Genomic DNA, 23,504 nt, shown 5'->3' on the forward strand with positions numbered 1-23,504 from the left:
CGGGGAGCGCCGGGCTGTAGCCCTTTCGAGCGAACCCGCACCGTGGGGCCGGGGGCGGACGGCGCCGGGCCGTCACCCCGGTCAGCGCCCGCCGGGCTCCTTCGACGCGGTGCCGAGAGCCGCATGCAGGGCGCGGTCCATCGCGTCGAGCGGCGCCGGGTGCCCGGTCATCAGCCGCACCTGCTCCGCGGCCTGGTGCAGCAGCATCCGCTCCCCCGGCACGACCGTGCCGCCGCGGTCTCCCCACGCCCGACCGAGGGGCGTAGGTCGCGGGTCGTAGGCGCAGTCCAGCAGCACGCCGCCCGCCTCGGCGCCCGCGTCCCGCAGCGCATCGGCGAACGCGTCGCCCGCCCCCGGGGGCAAGGTCACGACGACGATGCCGGCCTCACGCCAGCTCGCCACCGCCCGCTCCGCGGTCCCGAGGGCGGCGACCCGCGGTGCCAGCCCCATCCGGTGCGCGGCGCGCACCGTCGCCCCGGCCCGCGCCGGGGACCGGACCTGCACGGTCGCCTCGGTCTGGCCGACCTGGGCCAGCGCCGCGAGCGCGGACGCCGCGGTCGCTCCCCCGCCGACCACGACGGCGGGACCGTCCAGGGGACGCTGCGACTCCCGGAGAGCGGCGAGGATCCCGGCGACGTCGGTGTTGGCACCGACCAGGGACACCGGCTCCCCGGGCTGCACCAGGACGGTGTTCACCACCCCGAGCAGCTCGGCGAGCGGCTCGACGTGGTGCAGGTGCGCGAGGATGGCCGTCTTGAGCGGCATCGTCACGCTCAGGCCAGCCCACTGCTGATCCACCGCCGCGACCACCTCGGGCAGTCGTTCGAGGGGCGTGTCGATCGCGTCGTAGCGCCAGCCGTCCAGGCCGAGGGCGGCGTAGGCGGCCCGGTGCAGCACAGGTGACAGCGAGTGTGCGATCGGGTGCCCGAGCACCGCCGCCCGGCGCGCCGCCCCCGTCATCCGCTGCTCGACGGGTGGTCGGCCTGCCACTGCCGCAGCTTCGCGATGTTCTTCTGCTGCTCCGGGTACGTCTCGGCGAACAGGGTCTCGCCCGTCTCCGGGTTGACCGTCACCCAGAAGAGCCACGGGCCGTCCGCAGGATTCAGCACGGCGTTGATCGAGTCCTCGCCCGGCGAGGCGATCGGCGTCGGCGGCAGGCCCGTGTGCAGGTAGGTGTTGTAGGGCGTGTCCTTGGCCAGGTCGGCCTTGGTGAGCTGCGTCCCGGAGATGCCCAGGCCGTACGCGACGGAGGCGTCGATGTCGAGCTTCATGTCGATGTCGAGCCGGTTCTGGATCGCACGCGCGACCTTGGCCCGGTCCTCGGAGGTCTTGGCCTCGCGCTCCACCAAGGACGCCATCGTCAGGATCCGCTCCCGGTCGGCGGGGGCGACGTCGTGGCTGTCGAGGACGCTCACCGTCTTGGCGACCATGGCCGCGATCATGTCGGTGGCGGTCTCGTCGGGCTGGAAGGTGTACGTGGCAGGGAACAGCCAGCCCTCGTACGTGCCGTCGGCCTCGGCGGGCAGGCCCGTCGCCGAGGTGTCCTGCATGGCTGCCTTGATGTCGTCCGTCGAGATCGTCGTGATCGAGGACAGGCGGTCCACGACCTGGTCGACCCGGAAGCCCTCCGGGATCGTCACCTTGGTCTGCACGCGGTTGGACGGGTCCAGCAGCGCGGTGACGGCGTCCGCGGCGGGCATCTCGAGGAGCATGCGGTACGTCCCCGGCTGGATGCCCGAGGCGCCCGGGTTGGCGGTGAAGGCCTTGCTGAAGGCGGTCGCGGTCCGGACCACTCCCTGCTCGGCCAGCAGCCGGCCCATCTGCGCGCCGGTCGCTCCCTTGGGGATCGTCACCTCGACGCTGCCGTGGCCGGGGCCGGGATAGTCCTCAGGGGCGGCCTGCGTGGGGCCCAGGTTGCCGAGCGCAGGCAGCACCCACTGCCACACGCCGATGCCGACGCCCCCGAGCACCAGCAACGAGATGACGAGAGCGGCCACCGTGCGGCGCCGGCGGGAGCGGCGTCGACGGTCCCGCTCCTTGCGACCGTCACGGCGGGTCCCCCGACGGGCGCCGTCGGCGCTCCCAGCGCCCACGATCTCGTCGAGGAAGTCGTCGTTCACCAAGAGTCCTCCGCTCGTTCCACGCCCCCGCTGCTGTCGTCCGTCTGCACCTGCTCGCCCACCCGTCGGCCCGCCGAACGCTCGGCGTCGAGGGCCGCCTGGAGGATCACCACGGCGGCGGCCTGGTCGACCACCGCACGATGGCGACGCCCCGGACGTCCCGACGCGTGCATCGAGCGGTGCGCCGAGACGGTGCTCATCCGCTCGTCGACGAGGTGGACGGGCACCGGGGCCACCGCACGGGCCAGACGGACACCATAGTTGCGCGCGGCCTCGGATGCCGAACCCTCGCGCCCGGACAGGTGTCGCGGTAGCCCCACGTACACGCATGCCACGTCCCGCTCTCGCGCGAGCTGTACCACCCTGCCCACGCCGGCGTCCGCGTACCGGTCGCACTGGACGGTCTCCACGGGTGTCGCGAGCAGGCCGTCCGGGTCGCTCGCGGCCACGCCGACCCGGACCGAGCCGACGTCCACGGCGAGCCGAGGCCCGCGCTGCACGGTCACCGGTCCGCGACCGCCGCCTGCAGCGCGCGCAGGGCGTCGGGCAGCCGGCTCGGGTCCGTGCCCCCGCCCTGGGCCACATCAGGCTTGCCGCCACCGCCGCCCCCGAGGGCGCCGGCAGCGGTCTTGGCCAGCGCCCCGGCCTGGAGCCCTCCGTCGCGCGCGGCGGCGTTCGTCACGACCACCACGACCGGACGTCCCCCGGCCACCCCACCGAGCGCCACGACCGCGGGCTGCTCACCGAGCCGTCCGCGGACCTCCAGGCTCAGCGTGCGCAGGTCGTCCGCACCGGACACCTCGCCGACGCTGTCGGCCACGAGGCGCACACCGCGCACGTCGGTGGCCGACGACGCCAGGTCACCGACCCGGCCGAGGAGTCGTTCGGTGCGGATCGCCGCGAGCTCCTTCTCGGCCTCCTTCAGACGCGCCGCCAGCCCGGCCACCCGCTCCGGGAGCTCCTCGGGCCGAGCCTTGAGACTCTCGCTGAGGGTCGCCACCAGGGCACGTTCCCGCGCGAGGTGGTGGAACGCCTCCAGCCCGACGAGCGCCTCGACACGGCGCGAACCCGAGCCCACCGACGACTCGCCCGTCAGGGCGACCAGCCCGATCTGGCTCGAGTGGTCCACGTGCGTGCCACCGCACAGCTCACGCGACCACGGCCCGCCGATCTCGACGACCCGGACCTCCTCGTCGTAGGTCTCGCCGAACAGCGCGATTGCGCCCCACGCCTTGGCCTCGGCGAGCGGCATGTACTGCCACCTCACACCGAGGTCCTCCCGGATGGCGCGGTTGGCGACGTCCTCGATCTCGGTGCGCGCGGACGCCGACAGGGCCTGGTTCCAGGAGAAGTCCAGCCGCAGGTAACCCGGCTTGTTGTAGGACCCGGACTGCAGGGCGTCGGGACCCAGGACCTCGCGCAGGGCGGCGTGCACGACGTGCGTCCCGGAGTGCGCCTGCCGAGCACCCAGCCGCCACTGCGGGTCGACCTGCGCGAGCACCTCCGCGCCCGACCGGATCTCCCCCTCGGCGACCCGCACGGTGTGCACGATCAGCCCCTTGACCGGGCGCTGCACGTCGAGCACCTCCAGGCGAGCGCCGTCGGAGGTGATGACCCCCGCGTCCGACTCCTGGCCGCCGGACTCCGCGTAGAACGGGGTCCGCTCGAGCACGACGTCGACGGTCTCGCCCTCGGCAGCGGCCGGCAGCAGCGTGCCGTCGCGCAGCAACGCTCGCACCGTGGAGTGCGTGGCGAGCTCGGAGTAGCCCGTGAAAGGCGTCGCACCGGCCTCCCGCAGACCGTGGAACACCGTCAGGTCGACGTGGCCGCCCTTCTTGGCCTTGGCGTCTGCCCGTGCCCGCTCGCGTTGGGTGCGCATGAGGTCCCGGAAGCCCTGCTCGTCGACCTTGAGCCCCTGCTCCGCGGCCATCTCCAGGGTCAGGTCGATCGGGAAGCCATAGGTGTCGTGCAGCGCGAACGCCTGCTCACCGGCCAGCATCGTGTCGCCGGCGTCCTTGGCCGTCCTGACGGCGGTGTCCAGGATCGTGGTGCCCGCAGCGAGGGTGCGCCGGAACGCCTCCTCCTCCGCGTACGCAGTGCGGCTGATCCGATCGAAGCCGCTCACCAGCTCGGGGTAGGACTGTCCCATCGCGTCGCGGGACACCGGCAGCAGGTGCGGCAGCGACGGCTCGTCGACCCCGAGCAGGCGCATCGCGCGCACCGAGCGCCGCAGCAGACGCCGCAGCACGTAGCCGCGACCCTCGTTCGACGGGGTGACACCGTCCCCGATGAGCATGAGCGCGCTACGCACGTGGTCCGCGACGACGCGCATGCGGACGTCGTCGTCGTGGTCCGCCCCGTACCGCCTCCCGGACAGCTCCTGGGCGGCACCGATCACGGGGAAGACCTCGTCGATCTCGTAGAGGTTGTCCACGCCCTGGAGCAGATAGGCGGTGCGCTCCAGGCCCATCCCGGTGTCGATGTTCTTCTTCGCCAGGTCCCCGACGATCCGGAACTGGTCCTTCGCGCTCACGTCCTCGATCGCGTACTGCATGAAGACGAGGTTCCAGATCTCCAGGAAGCGGTCCTCGTCGACCACCGGGCCGCCCTCCGGTCCGTAGGCCGGACCGCGGTCGATGTAGATCTCCGAGCAGGGACCAGCGGGGCCCGGCTGGCCGGTGTGCCAGTAGTTGTCCTTCTTGCCGCGCCGCTGGATGCGTCGCTCGGGCAGGCCTGCGACCTTGCGCCACAGCGCGGCGGCCTCGTCGTCCTCCTCGTAGACGGTCACCCAGACCTTGTCGGGGTCGAAGCCGTAGCACCCGTCGTCCTGGGAACCGGTGACCAGCTCCCAGGCGTACTCGATGGCGCCCTCCTTGAAGTAGTCGCCGAACGAGAAGTTGCCGTTCATCTGGAAGAACGTGCCGTGGCGCGTGGTCTTGCCGACCTCGTCGATGTCCAGCGTCCGCACGCACTTCTGCACGGACGTGGCGCGGTCCCACGGTGGGGTCTGCTGACCGAGCATGTAGGGGATGAAGGGGACCATGCCGGCGATGGTGAACAGCGTCGACGGGTCCGGGGAGATGAGCGAGGCCGACGGCACCACGGTGTGGCCGCGCTGCTCGAAGAAGGCAAGCCATCGACGCCGGATCTCGGAGGTGAGCATGGTGTCCTCGGTCTTCGTGCGGCACACGGCCGCGGTCGTGCGGGCGGGGGCCCAGGGGTCAGAAGTCGTAGAGCGGTTCGTCGTCGTCGACCCGGCCGGTCGGGCGAGCGCGCGTGGTCGGCGGGGCGCCCGGGCCCGGCGTCCGTCCACGGCGGAAGACGGCCGACGCGTCGCCGCCCTCGGGCTCGACCAGGAGCTGCGAGGTCAGGTCGCGCTCGCGGGTGCGGAAGGAGTCCGTGAAGGTGTCCACTGCGCTGCGCGCGGCCGCGACCAAGCCCAGGCTCGCCTGCTCCACCTGCTCCGCGACCCCCTCCGGGGTGTACTTGTGCCACGCCGTACGCAGTCGCTGGGCGACGACCACGGTCGCCGCGGCGCCGACACCCATCCAGAACAGACGTCGCATCAGCGCCGAACCTTCGCCGCGAGGTCGGCCATCGCCCGGCGCACGCCGTAGCTGAACGCAGCGACCTTGATCAGCGGTCCACCGACGGTGGCCGAGACGAGAGCGGTCAGTGCCGACACGTTCTGGCTGATCTCCGCCGCCGACGTGGTGACCTGATCCACCTTGCCGAGCTGCACGTTGGTCTGCGCGACCGTGCCGGCGGCCTCGTCGATCACCGGCAGGGTGTGCTCGGTGACATCGCGGATGGACTGCGTGGCGGCGTCGAACGTGCGGCCGAGCTTGACCAGCGGCACCGCGAGGAACCCGACGAGACCCGCGAAGACCACCGCTGCGATCAGACCGGCGATGGCACCGATCCACTGCACGACCTCGGACATGCGGCCTCCTGTGTCGACGACGTGACGACCCTACCCGTGCGGCGGCTCGGGCCGTACCCGCGTGCGAGGCACGAACGCCCCGCCACCCGAGGCGGGTGCGGGGCGTCCGTGAGGGTCGGTCAGCGCGAGTAGTACTCGACCACCAGCTGGACCTCGCAGGTCACCGGTACCTCGGCGCGCTTGGGCCGACGCGTGAGAACCGCGGTGAGCTTCTCGAGCTGGACGTCCAGGTAGCCCGGCACGGCAGGCAGCACGTCGCGGTGTGCGCCGGCGGCGGCCACCTGGAACGGCACCATCGTCTGGCTGCGGGGCTTGACCTGAAGGGTCTGCCCGACCTTGACCTGGGCCGACGGGCGGTCGACGATCTTGCCGTCGACCAGGATGTGGCGGTGCACCACGGCCTGGCGGGCCTGCAGGATCGTGCGGGCGAAGCCGGCGCGCAGCACGAGGGCGTCCAGGCGTGTCTCGAGGTTCTCGACGAGTGCCTCACCGGTCAGACCCGGGGTCTTGCGGGCCTCCTCGAACGCACGGGCGAGCTGCTTCTCCCGCAGCCCGTACTGGGCGCGCAGGCGCTGCTTCTCGCGCAGCCGCACGGCGTAGTCGGACTCGGTGCGGCGGCGGGCGCGGCCGTGCTCACCGGGCGGGTAGGGGCGCTTCTCGAAGTGCTTGACGGCCTTGGGCGTCAGGGCCAGGCCGAGAGCGCGGGACAGGCGCACCTGGCGGCGCGCACGGGTCACCTTGGTCATACGTGTGTTCGTCCTGTCGTTGTCGAGGCACAACCCGCGGCGGGCGGTTCCCGGCGGGCGTGGGACCGACCTTCATACTGCGGCTGAGGTCCCCAGGGCGTGCCCACCGCAGCGGGCAACCGCAACAGCGTACCGGATGTCACGGTGTCGCGAGTCCCGCCCGCTGCCGCACCGCCCCTGCACCGCCGACGTGGTCCCGGCGCCCCACGCGGCGAGGCGGCGCTCAGACACCCTTCCGTGCGGGGCGGTCCACCGTGTGGACGCTGATCCGTGGCTCCGACCCGCTTCGCCGCGTCGGCCGCCGCCACAGCGACGTCCTCACCCCTGCCGACCTCAGGTCCGGTCGAGGATCTCGCGGATCCGGGCCAGCCGTTCGGCGACCTGGCGCTCGAAGCCACGGTCGGAGGGCGTGTAGTAGCGCGCGTCACGGAGCTCGTCGGGCAGGTACTGCTGGGCTGCCACGCCGTGCGCCTCGTCGTGCGCATACCGGTAACCCTGTCCGTGCCCGACGCGCTCCGCCCCGGAGTAGTGGGCGTCGCGCAGATGCGCCGGGACGGTACCGACCCGGCCCGCCCGCACGTCGGCGATCGCCGCGTCGACCGCGGCGTACGAGGCGTTCGACTTCGGGGCCGTCGCCACATGCACCACCGCCTCCGCGAGCACGATTCGCCCCTCCGGCATGCCGATCAGCTGTACGGCCTGGGCTGCGGCGACCGCCGTCTGGAGGGCGGACGGGTCCGCCATCCCGACCTCCTCCGCCGCTGCGATGACGATCCGGCGCGCGATGAACCGCGGGTCCTCCCCCGCGACCACCATCCGGGCCAGGTAGTGCAGGGCCGCGTCCACGTCCGACCCGCGCATCGACTTGATGAACGCGCTCGCCACGTCGTAGTGCTGGTCCCCCGCGCGGTCGTACCGGACGGCGGCGACGTCGACCGCACGCTCCACCGCCGCCAGGTCGACCTCTGCGACGCGCGGGTCACCCGGTCCACGTGCATCGAGCAGCGATCCCGCCGCGGCCTCGAGGATCGTCAGGGCCTTGCGCGCGTCGCCGCCCGCCAGGCGCAGCAGGTGTTCCTCGGCGTCCTGGTGCAACGAGACCGCGCCGGCCAGGCCCCTCTCGTCGCTCACCGCGCGCCGCACCAGCACGCGCACGTCGTCGTCGGTGAGCGGCCGCAGGGTCAGGAGCAAGGATCGCGACAGCAGCGGGGAGACCACGGAGAAGCTCGGGTTCTCCGTGGTCGCCGCGACCAGGGTGACCCACCGGTTCTCCACGCTCGGGAGCAGCGCGTCCTGCTGGGTCGAGGAGAACCGGTGCACCTCGTCGATGAAGAGCACCGTCTCCGGGCCTCCGGTCGCGAGGAGCCTGCGGGCCTCCTCGACCACGGCGCGGACCTCCTTGACGCCCGAGGTCACGCCGGACAGCTCGACGAAGCGGCGCCCTGCCGCCGCGGCCACCAGGTAGGCGAGGGTGGTCTTCCCGGTGCCCGGGGGGCCCCACAGGACCACGGACGACGGCGCGGTCCGGCGGGCCTCCTCGCCCGGCGCGACCAGTCGCCGCAGGGGCGAGCCCGGCGCCAGCAGGTGATCCTGCCCGGCGACCTCGTCGAGCGAGCTCGGCCGCATCCGCACGGCCAACGGCGCACCGGCCCGCACGCCCGGCCGACCGTCAGGGGTCGTCACCGCGGCGTCGAACAAGTCCACGGAGCCAGCCTACGGCCGTCCAACCACACGCCGGTCCCGCCAACTGCTCCACGACGTTCGCCGGATAGATGTGCACCCAGCGGCGCTGACCTGGAAGGATGATCAGGTGTTCGACCACCTGGGACGGCGGATCGCTGAGCATCCGCGCACCACGATCCTGGTGTGGGTCCTGCTCGCCGGTGCCGCCTTCGTCATGACGCTCAGCGGTGCCACCGGGCAGACCCTGTTCGACCGGCTCAGCACCGGGGCGCCGGGGGTTCCGGGCTCGCAGAGCCAGGTCGGCTCGGACATCATCGCCGAGCAGTCCACCACCGGCCCGTCCCTGACGCTCGCGGTCAACGGCGTCGACCCCACCGACTCCTCGATCCCCCGCGTCGTGACACCGGCACGCCGGGACCTGTCCGCGATCGCCGGGGTCGCCTCGGTGATCGACCCGTACGTGGTGCCCGACGGACCGGCCAACCCCGCGGTGTCCGGCCTGCTGGCCCGCAACGGTCGCGGTTTCCTCATGGTCGTCGAGCTCCAGCACGGCCTCTCATCCGCTGCCGAGGACGTGGCGCTTGCCAAGGTGCAGGCCAGGCTCGAGGCGGTGCCCCCCGCGCTCACCGCCGCTGTCGGCTCCACGGTGACGGGGCAGGTCGGCGGCACGACCCTGATCGTCAAGGAGATCACCGACCAGGTCGAGAAGGACCTGCAGACCGGCGAGGCGATCGCGCTCCCCGTCGCCCTGGTGGTCATGGTGCTGGTCTTCGGGGGGCTGCTCAGCGCCGGCATGCCGCTCGCCGCCGCCGTCGCATCGATCGCCGGGGGGCTGGGCAGCGTCCTAGGGCTGTCCTACCTGCTCGAGATGGACGCCTCCGTCGTCAACGTCGTGACGGTGCTCGGGCTCGGCCTGTCGATCGACTACGGCCTGCTGATCGTCTCCCGGTTCCGCGAGGAGCTGCACGCCCTCGTCGACGCCGACGGCGGGCAACGCGTGCGCCGTCGCCGTGGCGACGGCGCCGTGCAGATCGCGCTGGAGCGCACCATGCACACCGCCGGCCGCACTGTCCTGTTCTCCGCACTGACAGTGGCGATCTCGATCGCGGGCCTCATGGTCTTCCGGCCGTCGATCCTGCGGGCGTTCGGCAGTGCCGGCGTCGCAGTGATCCTCATCGCCGTGGCCACCGCCACGACGCTCGTCCCGGCGCTCCTCGCCCTCGCCGGACGTCGGCTCATCAAGCCAGGCCTGGTCGGGCGCATCCCGGGCCTCGCCTGGCTCATCCGCCGGACCGGCGACGTCACGACCGAGGACGGCGTGTTCTCCCGCCTCGCCCAACGGGTGCAGCGGCGTCCGTGGCTCGTGATGCTGGGCGCGATCGCCGTGCTCGCGGTGCTCGCCTCGCCCGTGCTGCAGCTCCAGCTGCGCAACTCGACGGTCGAGCTGCTACCACTGCACTCGGGCCAACGGGCCTACCTGACCACGATCGCCGAGCAGTACCCGGCATCGGAGTCGGCGACAGGCTGGGTCGTGGCCGAGGGTTCGCTCGACGAGGTGACCGCCTGGAGCACTCAGCTCATCGACCTCCCCGAGGTCGCCTCGATCGACCCGCCGCAGCAGCTGGGGACGTCCTACGTCGTCGTCCCCTACCGGGTGGACACGGCGGACCCCGGCGGCCCGAAGGCTGTTGACGCGGTTCGGGCGGTCCGGGGCCTCGACGCACCCTTCGACACCTGGGTCACCGGACAGGCCGCCAACCAGCTCGACTTCCTCGACGCCCTCGCCGCGCGGATGTGGTGGGCGGTGGGCATCGTCGTCGCGGCGACGTTCGTGCTGCTGTTCCTCATGACCAGGTCGCTGGTGATCCCGCTCAAGGCCCTCCTGACCAACGCGCTGTCGCTGTCCGCGTCGCTCGGCGTGCTGGTCTGGGTGTTCCAGGACGGCCACCTCGAGGGAATTCTGAGCTTCCGGCCGACGGGCGGGATCGAGACCTACGTGATCGCGCTGGTCGTGGCGTTCGGGTTCGGGCTCGCCATGGACTACGAGGTCTTCCTGCTCTCCCGGATCAAGGAGCAGTGGGATGCGGGGGCCACCAACGACGAAGCCGTCCGCCGTGGGCTCCAGCGCTCGGGCCGGATCATCACCTCAGCCGCCCTGATCGTGATCGTGGTGTTCACGGGCTTCGTGTTCGGCAAGCTCTTGATCATCAAGGAGGTCGGGTTCTCCCTGGCGGTCGCCGTGCTGGTCGATGCGACGCTGGTCCGGATGCTCCTGGTGCCCGCGACGATGACGATCCTCGGCAGGGCGAACTGGTGGGCCCCGAGGTGGCTGCTGCGCGTCACGCGCCGCGCGACGATCCAGCACTGAGGCGCGCCAGGAGGGATCGACCGTGCCGCCGCGGCCCTCGTGACCAGGTGGCGTCAGCGGCGGGCGCCCGGGTGGGTCGCGGTCACCGCCCGATAGGAGGTGAAGCGCCCCTCCACCACGAAGCCGAGGCGGTCGTACAGTCGCCGCGCCGGGGCGTTGGCGGCGTACATCCCCAGGGAGACCCAGTCGGCACCGGCGGCGAAGCCGGCCACGGTCGCGGCGCTCGTCAGGGCCGCACCCAGCCCGGCACCGCGGGCGCCCGGGAGCACCCCGAGCCCGTGCAGGTGCCACGAGAGGTCCGCGCCCAAGGGGTCTCCCGCGCGCCGGGACGCGCCGATCACCCCCACGAGCCCGTCCGTGCCTGTCACACCGAACCAGGCCGCCTCGTCCGGCGCGACAGGGTCGGCTCGGGATCCCGGGTTCGCCGCGGCCAGGCACGCCCGGATCGCGTCGGCGTCCCCGATCGGGTCCAGGGCGTCCACGCGATCTCCGTGCGGCACGGCTCCGGGCGGGGTGGTCGTGGCGAACCAGTCCCATGCAGTGGCCGCCTCGATCCCCAGCGCTGTGCGGGTCGAGGCGGGAAGGTCGACTTCCGCCTCCAGCCACGGACCTTCGTGCTCGGGTGCCCCGGACACGCCAGCGGGGCCCGCCGCCAGCCGCGGCAGGGTTGCCCACCGCACGGGCCCGAGACCGGTCGCGCGGACGCCCAGCAGCCGCCGCACGCGCGCAGGGTCGCCTCGGCCCAGGAGGGTGCTGCGGTCTGCGACCCGCACCATCAGGAGCAGGGCGTCCTCCTCCGCGACGACGGTGCGCGCCGTCCCGCGCCGCCGGTCGGCGAGCAGCATCCGGTCCGCTCGCCACCGCGCCGGCAGGTCGGCCCCGGTCGCCTGCTCGGACGGAGCGCTCACGCCGGATCGCGCGGCGCGCCACCAGCGCGCGCGGACGAGCCCGCGGTCTCGACGGTCCCCTCCGGCGCCGGGGTCGCGTCGACCCCGGTCTCCTTGCGCTGCTCGGCGCTGATGGGTGCCGGTGCGCCGGTCAGCGGGTCGTACCCGCCGCCCGACTTGGGGAACGCGATGACGTCGCGGATCGAGTCGCTGCCGGTCAGCAGCATGACGATCCGGTCCCACCCGAACGCGATCCCGCCGTGCGGCGGGGCGCCGAACGCGAATGCGTCCAGGAGGAAGCCGAACTTCTCCCTGGCCTCGTCCGGCCCGATGCCCATGACCGCGAACACCCGCTCCTGGACGTCGCGCCGATGGATACGGATCGAGCCGCCGCCGATCTCGTTGCCGTTGCACACGATGTCGTAGGCGTACGCGAGGGCGTTCGCCGGGTCGGACTCGAAGGTGTCGATCCAGTCCGGGTTGGGCGACGTGAAAGCGTGGTGCACGGCGGTCCACTGACCACCGCCCACCGCCACGTCGTCGTCCTCACCCACCGGCTTGAACAGGGGCGCGTCGACCACCCAGACGAACGACCAGGCCGACTCGTCGACGACGCCGACGCGCCGGGCGATCTCCTGGCGCGCAGCGCCGAGCAGCGCCCGGGACTCCGATGCCTTGCCCGCCGCGAAGAACACGCAGTCGCCAGGTTCAGCGCCGACGGCGGCCACGAGGCCCTCGCGCTCGGCGTCGGACAGGTTCTTGGCGACGGGGCCGCCGAGCTCGCCGTCCTCGGAGACCGTGACGTAGGCCAGGCCGCGGGCGCCGCGCTGCTTCGCCCACTCCTGCCAGGCGTCGAACGTGCGCCGCGGCTGGGAGCCGCCGCCGGGCATGACCACGGCGCCCACGTACGGCGCCTGGAACACCCGGAACGGCGTGTCGGCGAAGTAGTCCGTCAGCTCCACGAGCTCCAGGCCGTAGCGCAGGTCGGGCTTGTCCGTGCCGTACTTGCGCATCGCCTCGGCGTACGTGATCCGCGGGATGGGGGTCGGGATCGTGTACCCGATGAGCTCCCACAGCGCGACGAGGATCTCCTCGGACACGGCGATGACGTCGTCCTGCTCGACGAAGCTCATCTCGACGTCGAGCTGGGTGAACTCCGGCTGCCGGTCGGCCCGGAAGTCCTCGTCCCGGTAGCAGCGGGCGATCTGGTAGTACCGCTCCAGCCCGGCGACCATGAGCAGCTGCTTGAACAGCTGGGGACTCTGCGGGAGCGCGTACCAGGAGCCGGGGGCCAGCCGCGCGGGCACCACGAAGTCCCGCGCACCCTCCGGCGTCGACCGGGTCAGGGTCGGGGTCTCGGTCTCGACGAATCCGTGCGCGTCCAGGACCCGGCGTGCCGCAGCATTGGCCCGCGCACGCAGGCGGAGCGCGGCCGCGGGCCCGGGACGGCGCAGGTCCAGGTAGCGGTGCCGCAGCCGCGCCTCCTCGCCCACCTGCTCGTCGAGCGCGGAGGACACCTGGAACGGCAGCGGTGCGGCCTCGTTGAGCACCACGACGTCGCTCGCGGTCACCTCGATCTCGCCCGTGGCCAGCTGCGGGTTCTCGTTGCCCTCCGGGCGGCGCCCGACCGCGCCGGTGACCTGGAGCACGTACTCGTTTCGCAGGCCGTGCGCGACGTCCTCGTCGCGGATCACCACCTGCGCGACACCCGAGGCGTCTCGCAGGTCGATGAACGCCACGCCGCCGTGATCACGCCGCCGGTCCACCCAGCCGGTGAGCGTGACGGTCTGGCCGGAGTGCTCGGCCCGCAGGGAGCCGGCGTCGTGGGTGCGGAGCACGGTCGATCCTTCGCTTGGGGGTGCTGCGCCCGATCGGACGCCGCAGGCGATCTTAGTTGGCCCGCGAGCCCCCTCGCGCGGCCGGCCCGGCGCGGGGGCTGAGCGGTCAGGAGGCGGCGATCACGCGTGGCATCAGGTCGTCCTCGCCCGGCCACCAGGAGCCGGGGTCGGCCGCGACCTGCTCGCCCGACCTGATGTCCTTGACCTCTCCGGCGTCGGGGAACCACACGTACGGGATGCCGCGCCGGTCGGCATGCCGGATCTGCTTGCCGAACTTGGCTGCGGTCGGGGCGACCTCGACCGGGATCCCCCGGGCGCGCAGCGCCTGCGCGACGCGGTCGGACTCCGCGCGCGACGTCTCGTCCGTCACCGCGACCAGGACCGCGCTGGGCACCGCGCGAGTGACCGTCACCAGGCCCGCCGACAGCAGGCGCGCCACCAGGCGGGAGACCCCGACGGAGATCCCGACGCCCGGGTACGTGGTTGCCCCGTCGCTGGCCAGGGAGTCGTACCGCCCGCCCGAGCAGATCGATCCGAGGTTCTCGTGGCCCACCAGCACCGTCTCGTAGACGGACCCGGTGTAGTAGTCCAGACCACGGGCGATCTTCAGGTCGGCCACCAGGGTGCCCGGCGCGGTCGCGGCGGCCGCCTCGAGGAGCTGCGCGAGCTCGGTGAGGCCGCTCTCGAGCAGCGCGTTGTCGGCACCGTGGTGCGCAGCGAGCTGTCGGACCTGGTCGACCACGACGACATCGGAGCCACGCAGCTCGGCCAGCGCCAGGAGCGCGACCGCCTGGTCGCCGGTCGCGCCGGCCTCCGAGACGAGCTGCTCGGTCACGGCCTCAGGGCCCACCTTGTCGAGCTTGTCGATCGAGCGCAGCACGGCCTCGACGTCCGTCAGGCCCAGCCCCGTGGCGAACCCCTCGACCACCTTGCGGTTGTTCACCAGGACCTGGACGGCAGGCATGCCGATCTCACGCAGCCGGGCGAAGGCCTCCGCGACGACGAGTGCCACCTCGACCTCGTAGTGGAAGGGCAGCTCGCCGGCGCCGACCACGTCGATGTCGGCCTGGCAGAACTCCCGGAACCGGCCGTCCTGCGGCCGCTCTCCGCGCCACACCTTCTGGATCTGATAGCGCTTGAAGGGAAACGTCAGCCGGCCGGCGTTCTCCAGAACGTACCGGGCGAACGGCACCGTGAGGTCGAAGTGCAGGCCGAGGCCCTGCTCCGGGTGGTCGGCTGCGGCGGCCTCGTCGTCCTGGAGCCGACGCAGGACGTACACCTCCTTGGAGGTCTCCCCCTTGCGCAGCAGCTGGTCGAGCGGCTCCACGGCACGGGTCTCGATCCCTGCGTACCCGTACAGCTCGAAGGTGTGGCGCAGCGTGTCCAGAACGTGCTGCTCCACGATCCGGCCGGCAGGCAACCACTCCGGGAAACCGGACAGGGGGGTGGGGCGGGCCATCTCGAGGTCCTTCCTGACGTCAGTGCGCAGCGCGCAGGAACGGGTTGCTGCGCAGCTCGGCAGCGATGCTGGTGCGGGGCCCGTGGCCGGGGACGACCTGGACCTCCCCGGGGAGCATGGCGAGACGACGCAGACTGTCCGCCATCGCTCGTTCGTCGCCGCCGGGAAGATCCGTCCGCCCGATGGTCCCGGCGAACAGGACGTCACCGGTCAGCACCGTCCGGACACCGTCCACGTGCACCAGGTAGGCGGTGGAGCCTTCCGTGTGGCCGGGCAGGTGCCAGGCCTCGAGCTGGTCGGTCATGCCCACGTCCAACGGCCTCGGCGCGTCCGGCTCGGCCGTGAACGTGGCGACCCGGGGCGGCTCGACGGGTCCGGGCAGGTCCGACATCGCACGGAGCTGCCCGCCGAGCGGGCCCAGCGTCCCGAAGGGCTCCGCGAGACGGTAGGCGTCGGCCTCGTGCACATGCAGCGGCACGGCCCACTCGCGGCACAGGCGGCCGGAGTCCCAGGTGTGGTCGACGTGCCCGTGGGTGGCCAGCACCCCGACCGGTGTCCAGCCCTCCCGGTCCACGATCCGCAGGATGCGTTCCGCCACGCCGCCTCCGGCGTCGACAACCGCGACCCGGGCGTCGGAGTCGACGACCAGGACGCAGGTCGCGCCGAGCAACGGCGCCTCCACGGTCCTCAGGAGCACCACCGCAGCCTAGTGGCGTCACCACGCGGACCCGTCGAGGGCGGCTGCCTAGACTGTGGGCTGCCCGCACCGTCGCGGGTCGGGCGGAAGGGGACCACTCGTGGCCAGCGGGCACGAACGGCAGGCCGCTCGCCGCGGGCGCGCGACACGGCTCCCACGCCGGCAGGCCCCGCGGCCACCCGGCGCCACCGCGCGCGCGAAGCAAGCCGGTACGGTGTCCGTGGCAGGAAGCGAGTGCGACGTGCAGGTCTCGGTCCACCCCGTCGGGGTGGCGGTGGCCGGCGCGACGCCGACCACCCGGTGATCCGGGCAACGATGGAGAAGGTGGAGACCCAGTGAGCGAGACCGACCCCGAGGCCACGCAGGCCGCGCCGGAGCCGGCCGCCCCGGCCGGGGAGACGACCGAGGCGACGTCCGCGCAGGAGACCACCGCCGAGACCGTCGAGGAACCCGAAGCGGCCCAGCCGCCCGAGACCGTCGAGGAACCCGAAGCGGCCCAGCCGCCGGTGGCCGCCGATGCGACTCCGGCAAGCCCAGCGCCGACGGGCACGGTCCGGCCGGCTGACGACCCCGTCGCCGCACCCGAGGCCCCGCCCGTGACGGCCGCGCCCGCACCCGAGGCCCGACCGGTACCGCGGCCGCCGCTGCCCACACCACGGCCCGGCCGTCCCACGCCCAAGACCGTCGCAGCCCCCACGCCCAGCGTCCCGGCACCCCCGGACCTGACACCCGCCGAGGAGGCGGAGGCGGCCGCGTTCGGCCGTGTCGACGCCGACGGCACGGTGTGGGTGCGCGAGTCCGCCGGTGAGCGGACCGTGGGCCAGTACCCCGGCGCGGACGCCGACGAGGCCCTCGCGCTGTACGTGCGGCGGTACGCCGACCTGCGAGCCTCGGTCCTGCTCTTCGAGGCGCGCCTGTCGACCGACCTGTCCGCGCGGGAGATCGACTCGACACTGGAGCACCTGACTGCCGAGCTCGCCGAGCCCGCAGCGGTCGGCGACCTCGACGGGCTGCGCGCTGAGCTCGAGCGGCTGCGCAGCCTGGCGGCGGAGCGCAAGGCGGCCGCAGAGGCCGAGCGCGCGGCGGCCAAGGCCCGCGCCGTCGAGGCGCGCACCGAGCTCGTCGAGGCTGCGGAGAAGATCGCCGCGACCGACCCGGCGAAGATGCAGTGGCGCCCCGCCGGGGACCAGCTGCGCTCGCTGCTCGACCAGTGGAAGGACGCCCAGCGCAACGGGCCGCGCATCGACCGTCCCACCGAGGACGCCCTCTGGAAGCGGTTCAGCCACGCACGTTCGACGTTCGACCGCGAGCGTCGCCGGTTCTTCAGCGAGCTGGAGAAGTCGAACGCGCAGGCCAAGGAGGTCAAGGCAGCGCTCGTGGCCGAGGCCGAGGCCCTCGCGGGCAGCACCGACTGGGGGCCGACGTCCGGGGCGTTCCGGGACCTCATGGCGCGCTGGAAGGCGGCAGGACGCGCCGGGCGCAAGGACGACGACGCCCTGTGGGCACGGTTCCGCGCGGCCCAGGACACGTTCTTCGCTGCGCGCGACGCTGCCAACCGCGCGACGGACGCCGAGTTCCAGGCGAACCTCGAGGTCAAGCTCGGGCTCCTCGAGCAGGCGGAGGCCCTCCTGCCGATCACCGACCTCACCTCCGCGAAGGCCACCCTGCGCGACATCCAGGCCAAGTGGGACGCCGCGGGCAAGGTGCCGCGGGGGGATCTGCAACGTGTCGAGGGTCGGCTGCGCGCCGTCGAGCAGGCCGTCCGGGACGCGGACCAGGCGCACTGGCGTCGCACCAACCCGGAGACCCGGGCTCGTGCCGAGGGCGCCGCCGCGCAGCTGTACGCCGCCATCGCAGCGCTCGAGGACGACCTCGAGAAGGCCCGCCGGACCAACGACGCGCGCCGCATCAAGGAGGCGACCCAGGCGCTCGAGGCCCGGCGTTCCTGGCTGGAGCAGGTGGAGCGAGCGGCCGCCGAGTCGCGCTGACACCCGCCTGCCGGCACGTCGGCGCACCGCGGGCGCCGGCGGGCCGCGCGACTACTCGGGCAGGTGTGCCGCGCCCGTGATCCGGTACACGTCGTAGACCCCGTCGACCTTGCGGACCGCGGCAAGCACCGAGTTCAGGTGGGTCGTCTCGGCCATCTCGAAGACGAACCGGGAGATGGCCACCCGGTCGCGGCTCGTCGACACCGTCGCGGACAGGATGTTGACGTGGTGGTCGGACAGGACCCGCGTCACGTCGGACAGCAGGCGGCTGCGGTCGATCGCCTCGACCTGGATCTGGACCAGGAACACCGTCCCGGCGCCCGGGGCCCACTCGACCTCGACGATCCGCTCGGGCTGGTCGCGCAGGCCCGCGAGGTTGCCGCAGTCGGCCCGGTGAACGCTCACGCCGGCACCACGGGTGATGAAGCCGATGATCTCGTCGCCGGGCACCGGGGTGCAGCACTTCGCGAGCTTGGTCCACACGTCGCCGACACCCTTGACGCTGACCCCGGACTCGCCGCCCCGCGAGGTGGTACGCGCCTGACCGGGGCGGGTGACCTCCGCCAGGTCCTCCTCGGCGGAGGACTCCCCGCCCAGCGACTGCACCAGCTTGTGCACCACGGTCTGGGCGGAGACCTGCTGCTCCCCTACCGCGGCGTACAGCGCCGACACGTCGGCGTAGCGCATCTCGTTGGCCAGCGTGACCAGTGCCTCGTGCGACAGGAGCCGTTGGATCGGCAGGTTCTGCTTGCGCATCGCCTTGGCGATCGCATCCTTGCCGTGCTCGATGGCCTCCTCGCGGCGCTCCTTGGAGAACCACTGCCGGATCTTGTTGCGCGCTCGGGGGCTCTTGACGAAGGTCAACCAGTCCTGGGACGGTCCCGCTGTCTCCGACTTCGAGGTCAGCACCTCGACGACGTCGCCGTTCTCCAGCTCGGAGTCCAGCGGCACCAGCCGGTTGTTGACCCTGGCGCCCATCGTCCGGTGGCCCACCTCGGTGTGTACCGCATAGGCGAAGTCCACCGGGGTGGACCCCGACGGGAGGGCGATGACCTCGCCCTTGGGCGTGAAGACGTAGACCTCCGACCCGCGGATCTCGAACCGCAGCGAGTCCAGGAACTCGTTGGGATCCGCGGTCTCCTGCTGCCAGTCCACCAGCTGGCGCAACCACGCCATGTCCGTCGCCGCGTCGGGCGCGCCGCCCTTGGGGTGCTTGGCCTGGTCCTTGTACTTCCAGTGCGCCGCGATGCCGTACTCCGCCCGGCGGTGCATGTCGTGCGTCCGGATCTGGATCTCGACGGGCTTGCCCCCCGGGCCGATCACCGTGGTGTGCAGCGACTGGTACATGTTGAACTTGGGCATCGCGATGTAGTCCTTGAACCGGCCGGGCACCGGGTTCCACCGCGCGTGCAGGGCGCCGAGGGCCGCATAGCAGTCCCTCACCGTGTCGACCAGCACACGGACACCCACCAGGTCGTAGATGTCGGAGAAGTCGCGACCCCGGACGATCATCTTCTGGTAGATCGAGTAGTAGTGCTTGGGCCGGCTGGTCACCGTCGCGCGGATCTTCGCGGTGCGCAGGTCGGCCGTGACCTGCTCACGCACCTGCGTGAGGTACTCGTCCCGGGCTGGGGCGCGCTCGGAGACCAGGCGCACGATCTCGTCGAACACCTTGGGGTACAGGGTGTGGAAGGACAGGTCCTCGAGCTCCCACTTGATCGTGTTCATCCCGAGGCGGTGCGCGAGCGGCGCATAGATCTCGAGCGTCTCGCGCGCCTTGCGCTCGGCGGACTCCGCGGACACGTACTTCCAGGTGCGTGCGTTGTGCAGCCGGTCGGCGAGCTTGATGACCAGGACCCGGATGTCGCGGGCCATCGCGACGACCATCTTGCGCACGGTCTCGGCCTGCGCCGCCTCGCCGTAGACCACCTTGTCGAGCTTGGTGACGCCGTCGACCAGCTTGGCGACCTCCTCGCCGAACTCGGACCGCAGGCGGTCCAGCGAGTAGTCGGTGTCCTCCACGGTGTCGTGCAGCAGCGCGGCCGCCAGAGTCGACGTCGTCATGCCGAGCTCGGCGAGGATCGTCGCCACCGCGACCGGGTGCGTGATGTACGGGTCGCCGCTCTTGCGCAGCTGACCCCGGTGCGCCGTCTCGGCGACCTCGTAGGCACGCAGGAGCACTCCGACGTCGGCCTTGGGGTGGTTGGCCCTCACGGCCTGCAGGACCGGCTCGAGTGCAGGCGGCGTCGGCGAGACGCTGCGGGCGACGAGCCGCTCCCAGCGCGTGCGGTTCCGCGACGCCGATGACGTCTCGGGGGCGGCTGCGGCCACCGGCACAGCGGGGCCGGCAACGTCCTGATCGCTCATCGGCCCTCCCCTCGCGCCCGGAACCTCGATTCTAGGTGCGCTACCTGGACGGGCCGCGACCGCTCAGTAGGTGAGCAGGGTCTGCACGACGTGGTCGGCCAGCCGGGAGCGCCCCTCCAGGAAGCTCAGCTCCATGAGGAACGACAGCGCCGCCACTTTGCTTCCCGCCTGCTCGAGGAGCTCCACCGTGGCCGCCGCGGTGCCTCCGGTGGCCAGCACGTCGTCGACCACGAGCACCCGTGCGCCGTGCGCCATCGCGTCCCGGTGCACCTCGAGCACGGCGCTGCCGTACTCCAGGTCGTAGGCACCGGACAGGGTCTCGCGAGGCAGCTTCCCAGCCTTGCGGACCGGCACGAAGCCCACCCCCAGGGCCACCGCGACCGGCGCTCCGAGGATGAAGCCACGTGCCTCCATGCCGACCACCAGGTCGACCTCGGGTGCCTGCTGCGCGAGGTGACCGATCACCGCAGCGAACGTCGGCCCGTCGCCGAGCAGCGGCGTGATGTCCTTGAACACCACGCCGGGCGTCGGGTAGTCCGGGACGTCGCGCACCAACGCCGCGGCGCGCGACGCGATATCGCCGCTCACGAGGCGCGCCCCGCGCCCCGGCCGCCCTTGCGCCGCTTCGGCTGCGCGGCGATGCCGAGATGCTGACCCGGGACGGCCGCACCGACACGGACCTCCACGGTCCCGTCCTCGCCGAGGTCGCCGGCCTCAACCGCCGCGGCGCGCGCGTCGAGCACCGTCCTGGTGTGCTTCGCCACGGCGGGCTCCCGGTTGCGCAGGGACACCTCCACCGGGGTGGCGATGAAGATCGAGGAGAACGTCCCCGCGATGATTCCGATGAACAGCGCCAGCGCGATGTCTCGCAGCGTGCCGGCACCCAGGAGGAACGCACCGATGAACAGGATGCCGCTGACCGGGAGCAGCGCCACGACCGAGGTGTTGATCGAGCGCACCAGGGTCTGGTTCAGCGCCAGGTTGGACAGCTCGGCGTGCGTGTACCGCTTCTGGTCGAGCAGCCGCGCGTTGTTCTCCCGGACCTTGTCGAACACCACGACGGTGTCGTAGATCGAGTAGCCGAGGATCGTGAGGAACCCGATCACGGTAGCCGGGCTGACCTCCCAGCCGACGCCCGCGTACATGCCGACCGTGATGATCATGTCGTGCACGAGGGCAACGAGAGCCGCCACCGCCATCCGCCAGTTGCGGAAGTAGATCGTCATCACGAGGGAGACGAGCACGAGGAACACCAGCAGACCCCGGACGGCCTTGTTCGTGACGTCGGCGCCCCAGCTCGGACCGATGAACTGGGAGGAGACGTTCGCTCCGTCGTAGGCCTTGGACAACGCGTCCGCCGCCTGGGTGGTCTGGTCCGAGCTCAGCTTCGAAGTCTGCACACGCAGCGACGGGCTCGACGACGCCACCCCCACGACGGAGACCCGAACCTGCTCGTCGGGCTTCACCGAGTGGACGGCGTCGATCGCCGGCTGCTGCTCCGTGCTGGAGACGCCCGAGATGATGAACTCCGAACCACCCCGGAAGTCGATGCTCGGGGTGATGCCCTTGAAGATCAGGAGCAGGGCGGACACGACGATGATCACGCCGGAGAGCGTGTACCACCAGCGGCGACGCTGGACGATCGGGTACGACTTGCGGCCGGTGTAGAGGTCGGCGCCCCAGCGGCTCATGCGGGTGCTGGCCATCAGGCGTCCTTCCCCTCGGTGGAACCGGAGCCGGCGTTCGCCGCGGCCCGTCGCTCGGCGATGGTCAGTCTCCGCTCGGGCTCGCCGCCCTCGGCGGGCTCGTCGGGGCCGACCACACGTCCACGGCCGACGTACCGGGTCCTCGCGCCCAGCGCCGACGGGTCGAGGCCGGAGAACCGGTGGCCCTCGGCGAAGAACCGCGTCTTCGCGAGCAGGGCGAGCACCGGGTGCGTGAGCATGAACACCACCGCCAGGTCCACGATCGTCGTCAGGCCCAGCGTGAACGCGAAGCCCCGGACGCCGCCGACGGCCAGGAAGTACAGCACCAGGGCTGCGAGGAAGTTCACCGTGTCGGACGCCAGGATGGTGCGCTTGGCTCGGGACCAGCCCTGGCTCACCGCCGCTGGGAGCGTCCGACCGTCCCGCAGCTCGTCGCGCACGCGCTCGAAGTACACGATGAAGGAGTCGGCGGTGATACCGATCGCCACGATCAGACCCGCGACGCCGGGCAGGCTGAGCCGATAGCCCTGCGTCCAGGACAGCAGCCCGATCAGGGCATAGGTGGCTCCGGCGGCGACCGCCAGGCTCAGGATCGTCACGAAGCCCAGGGCCCGGTACTGGAAGATCGAGTACACCACGACGAGCGCGAGGCCGATCAGGCCCGCGAGGATCCCGCGCTGCAGCTGCTCGGACCCGAGCGTCGCGGAGATCTGCTGCTCGCTCTGCACGGTGAAGGTCAGCGGCAGCGCTCCGAAGTTCAGCTGGCGAGCCAGCGTCGCCGCCGACTCACGCGTGAAGGACCCGGAGATCTCTGCCTGACCGTTCGGGATGATCGAGTCCATCCGCGGCGCGGAGATCACCAACCCGTCGAGCACGATCGCGAACTGGTTGCGCGGCGAGGTGAGGTCGACGAGCCGGGTGCTGGCGTCCCGGAACGCCGTGGTTCCGGAGGCGTTGAGCTTGAGGTTCACGACCCACTCGTTGGTGAGCTGCCCGGTCTGGGTGGTCTTCAGGCCCGAGTTCGCCGAGCTCAGGTCCTTGCCGTACACGTCCACCGGGCCCAGCACGTACTTGGTCGTGCCGTCCTTGCTGCAGGTCACCAACGGCTTGGCCGGGTCACCGCTCTGGTTGCCCGTGCCCGAGAGGTTCTTGGGATCGGTGCAGTCCAGGGTGGCGAACGTGTCCAGGACGTCCTGCGTCAGCCACGCCGGGTCGGAGTTGTTTGCCGGCGTGCCGAGGTTCGCTGCTGCCTTGTCCGGCGTGCCGGCGGCCGGGGCGCCGATCTTGAGGACAGGACGGAAGAACATCTGCGCGGACTGGCGCACCAGGTCCAGCGTCTCCTTGCTCGGAGTGCCCGGGAGCGCGACCACGATGTTGCGGTTCTGACCCGACCCCTGGGACGTGATCTGCGCCTCGGACACACCTGAGGCGTCGACCCGCTGCCGCATGATGTCGATCGCCTGTGTGATGTCCTGGTCGGTGATCTGCTGGTTGCCTCGGGTGACCGGCTGCAGGATCAGCTGAGTGCCGCCCTCGAGGTCCAGGGCGAGCTTGGGGACCAGCGTGCCGTTGGACCACTTCGCTCCGGCGAACAGTGCGCCGAACATCGCGATGATCACGACACCCAGGATGACCAGGGTGCGCGCAGGGCGTTCTCGGCGGGTCGATGTGGCCAACGGTCAGTCTTCTCTCGTGTGTTCTG

18 protein-coding genes are annotated in these 23,504 nt (G+C 72.1%); 2 read left to right on the plus strand and 16 right to left on the minus strand.

The window, feature by feature from the left end:
- Positions 1-81: 81 nt before the first annotated feature.
- From Q6348_RS11385 to Q6348_RS11420, 8 genes are all read right to left on the minus strand, one after another.
- Entirely contained in the window at positions 82-990 is a 909-nt protein-coding gene (locus Q6348_RS11385; protein WP_350339666.1) for a shikimate dehydrogenase, read from the minus strand.
- A complete protein-coding gene (gene mltG, locus Q6348_RS11390; protein ID WP_304601407.1) occupies positions 957-2,120 on the minus strand; it encodes an endolytic transglycosylase MltG in 1,164 nt (387 codons plus the stop codon). The genes Q6348_RS11385 and mltG overlap by 34 nt, the downstream gene beginning before the upstream one ends.
- On the minus strand, positions 2,117-2,626 hold the full coding sequence (ruvX, locus tag Q6348_RS11395) for a Holliday junction resolvase RuvX (protein WP_304601408.1): 510 nt from the start codon (positions 2,624-2,626) through the stop codon (positions 2,117-2,119). Before ruvX ends, mltG begins: the two co-directional genes overlap by 4 nt.
- Positions 2,623-5,283: an alanine--tRNA ligase gene (alaS, locus tag Q6348_RS11400; protein ID WP_304601970.1), complete on the minus strand. Its 2,661-nt coding sequence runs from the start codon at positions 5,281-5,283 to the stop codon at positions 2,623-2,625. Before alaS ends, ruvX begins: the two co-directional genes overlap by 4 nt.
- Positions 5,284-5,341: 58 nt before the next feature.
- Positions 5,342-5,686 (minus strand): hypothetical protein, encoded by a 345-nt coding sequence (locus Q6348_RS11405; RefSeq protein ID WP_304601409.1) that lies wholly within the window; start codon positions 5,684-5,686, stop codon positions 5,342-5,344.
- Positions 5,686-6,063, minus strand: coding sequence for a DUF948 domain-containing protein (locus Q6348_RS11410; RefSeq protein WP_304601410.1), 378 nt, complete (start codon positions 6,061-6,063; stop codon positions 5,686-5,688). The genes Q6348_RS11405 and Q6348_RS11410 overlap by 1 nt, the downstream gene beginning before the upstream one ends.
- Before the next feature lie 119 nt (positions 6,064-6,182).
- Positions 6,183-6,809, minus strand: coding sequence for a 30S ribosomal protein S4 (gene rpsD, locus Q6348_RS11415; protein ID WP_304601411.1), 627 nt, complete (start codon positions 6,807-6,809; stop codon positions 6,183-6,185).
- Positions 6,810-7,142: 333 nt separating this feature from the next.
- Positions 7,143-8,513 carry a replication-associated recombination protein A gene (locus tag Q6348_RS11420; RefSeq protein ID WP_304601412.1) on the minus strand — a complete coding sequence of 457 codons (1,371 nt, stop codon included), beginning with the start codon at positions 8,511-8,513 and terminating at the stop codon, positions 7,143-7,145.
- A 106-nt stretch (positions 8,514-8,619) separates the two neighbouring features.
- On the opposite strand from Q6348_RS11420, the gene Q6348_RS11425 reads away from it, so the two are divergent.
- Complete coding sequence (locus Q6348_RS11425) at positions 8,620-10,860, plus strand: MMPL family transporter (RefSeq protein ID WP_304601413.1); 2,241 nt, start codon at positions 8,620-8,622, stop codon at positions 10,858-10,860.
- Between the two features lie 53 nt (positions 10,861-10,913).
- Here Q6348_RS11425 and Q6348_RS11430 read toward each other — a convergent pair whose 3' ends face one another.
- The 4 genes from Q6348_RS11430 to Q6348_RS11445 form a co-directional block, all read right to left on the minus strand.
- A complete protein-coding gene (locus Q6348_RS11430) occupies positions 10,914-11,768 on the minus strand; it encodes a GNAT family N-acetyltransferase (protein ID WP_304601414.1) in 855 nt (284 codons plus the stop codon).
- Positions 11,765-13,585: an aspartate--tRNA ligase gene (gene aspS, locus Q6348_RS11435; protein WP_304601415.1), complete on the minus strand. Its 1,821-nt coding sequence runs from the start codon at positions 13,583-13,585 to the stop codon at positions 11,765-11,767. The genes Q6348_RS11430 and aspS overlap by 4 nt, the downstream gene beginning before the upstream one ends.
- A 106-nt stretch (positions 13,586-13,691) precedes the next feature.
- Positions 13,692-15,044, minus strand: coding sequence for a histidine--tRNA ligase (gene hisS / locus Q6348_RS11440; RefSeq protein ID WP_304601416.1), 1,353 nt, complete (start codon positions 15,042-15,044; stop codon positions 13,692-13,694).
- Between the two features lie 19 nt (positions 15,045-15,063).
- On the minus strand, positions 15,064-15,741 hold the full coding sequence (locus Q6348_RS11445) for an MBL fold metallo-hydrolase (RefSeq protein WP_304601417.1): 678 nt from the start codon (positions 15,739-15,741) through the stop codon (positions 15,064-15,066).
- 335 nt (positions 15,742-16,076) lie between these two features.
- On the opposite strand from Q6348_RS11445, the gene Q6348_RS11450 reads away from it, so the two are divergent.
- A complete protein-coding gene (locus tag Q6348_RS11450) occupies positions 16,077-17,729 on the plus strand; it encodes a DUF349 domain-containing protein (protein WP_304601418.1) in 1,653 nt (550 codons plus the stop codon).
- Positions 17,730-17,780: 51 nt separating this feature from the next.
- On the opposite strand, the gene Q6348_RS11455 is transcribed toward Q6348_RS11450, so the two are convergent.
- The 4 genes from Q6348_RS11455 to secD form a co-directional block, all read right to left on the minus strand.
- Entirely contained in the window at positions 17,781-20,096 is a 2,316-nt protein-coding gene (locus Q6348_RS11455; protein ID WP_304601419.1) for a RelA/SpoT family protein, read from the minus strand.
- Positions 20,097-20,159: 63 nt separating this feature from the next.
- On the minus strand, positions 20,160-20,684 hold the full coding sequence (locus tag Q6348_RS11460) for an adenine phosphoribosyltransferase (RefSeq protein WP_304601420.1): 525 nt from the start codon (positions 20,682-20,684) through the stop codon (positions 20,160-20,162).
- A complete protein-coding gene (secF, locus tag Q6348_RS11465) occupies positions 20,681-21,802 on the minus strand; it encodes a protein translocase subunit SecF (protein WP_304601421.1) in 1,122 nt (373 codons plus the stop codon). The genes Q6348_RS11460 and secF overlap by 4 nt, the downstream gene beginning before the upstream one ends.
- Complete coding sequence (secD, locus tag Q6348_RS11470) at positions 21,802-23,478, minus strand: protein translocase subunit SecD (RefSeq protein WP_434061988.1); 1,677 nt, start codon at positions 23,476-23,478, stop codon at positions 21,802-21,804. Before secD ends, secF begins: the two co-directional genes overlap by 1 nt.
- Positions 23,479-23,504: the final 26 nt, after the last annotated feature.

Origin of the sequence: Actinotalea lenta (assembly GCF_030586465.1) — a bacterium.
In the GTDB taxonomy this organism is placed as follows: Bacteria; Actinomycetota; Actinomycetes; order Actinomycetales; family Cellulomonadaceae; genus Actinotalea; species Actinotalea lenta.

Coding starts and splice junctions, on each gene's coding strand:
- alaS (WP_304601970.1), bottom strand. CDS start 5,283: ATGCTCACCTCCGAGATCCGGCGTCGATGGCTTGCCTTCTTCGAGCAG.
- Q6348_RS11405 (WP_304601409.1), bottom strand. CDS start 5,686: ATGCGACGTCTGTTCTGGATGGGTGTCGGCGCCGCGGCGACCGTGGTC.
- Q6348_RS11410 (WP_304601410.1), bottom strand. CDS start 6,063: ATGTCCGAGGTCGTGCAGTGGATCGGTGCCATCGCCGGTCTGATCGCA.
- rpsD (WP_304601411.1), bottom strand. CDS start 6,809: ATGACCAAGGTGACCCGTGCGCGCCGCCAGGTGCGCCTGTCCCGCGCT.
- hisS (WP_304601416.1), bottom strand. CDS start 15,044: ATGGCCCGCCCCACCCCCCTGTCCGGTTTCCCGGAGTGGTTGCCTGCC.
- Q6348_RS11455 (WP_304601419.1), bottom strand. CDS start 20,096: ATGAGCGATCAGGACGTTGCCGGCCCCGCTGTGCCGGTGGCCGCAGCC.
- secF (WP_304601421.1), bottom strand. CDS start 21,802: ATGGCCAGCACCCGCATGAGCCGCTGGGGCGCCGACCTCTACACCGGC.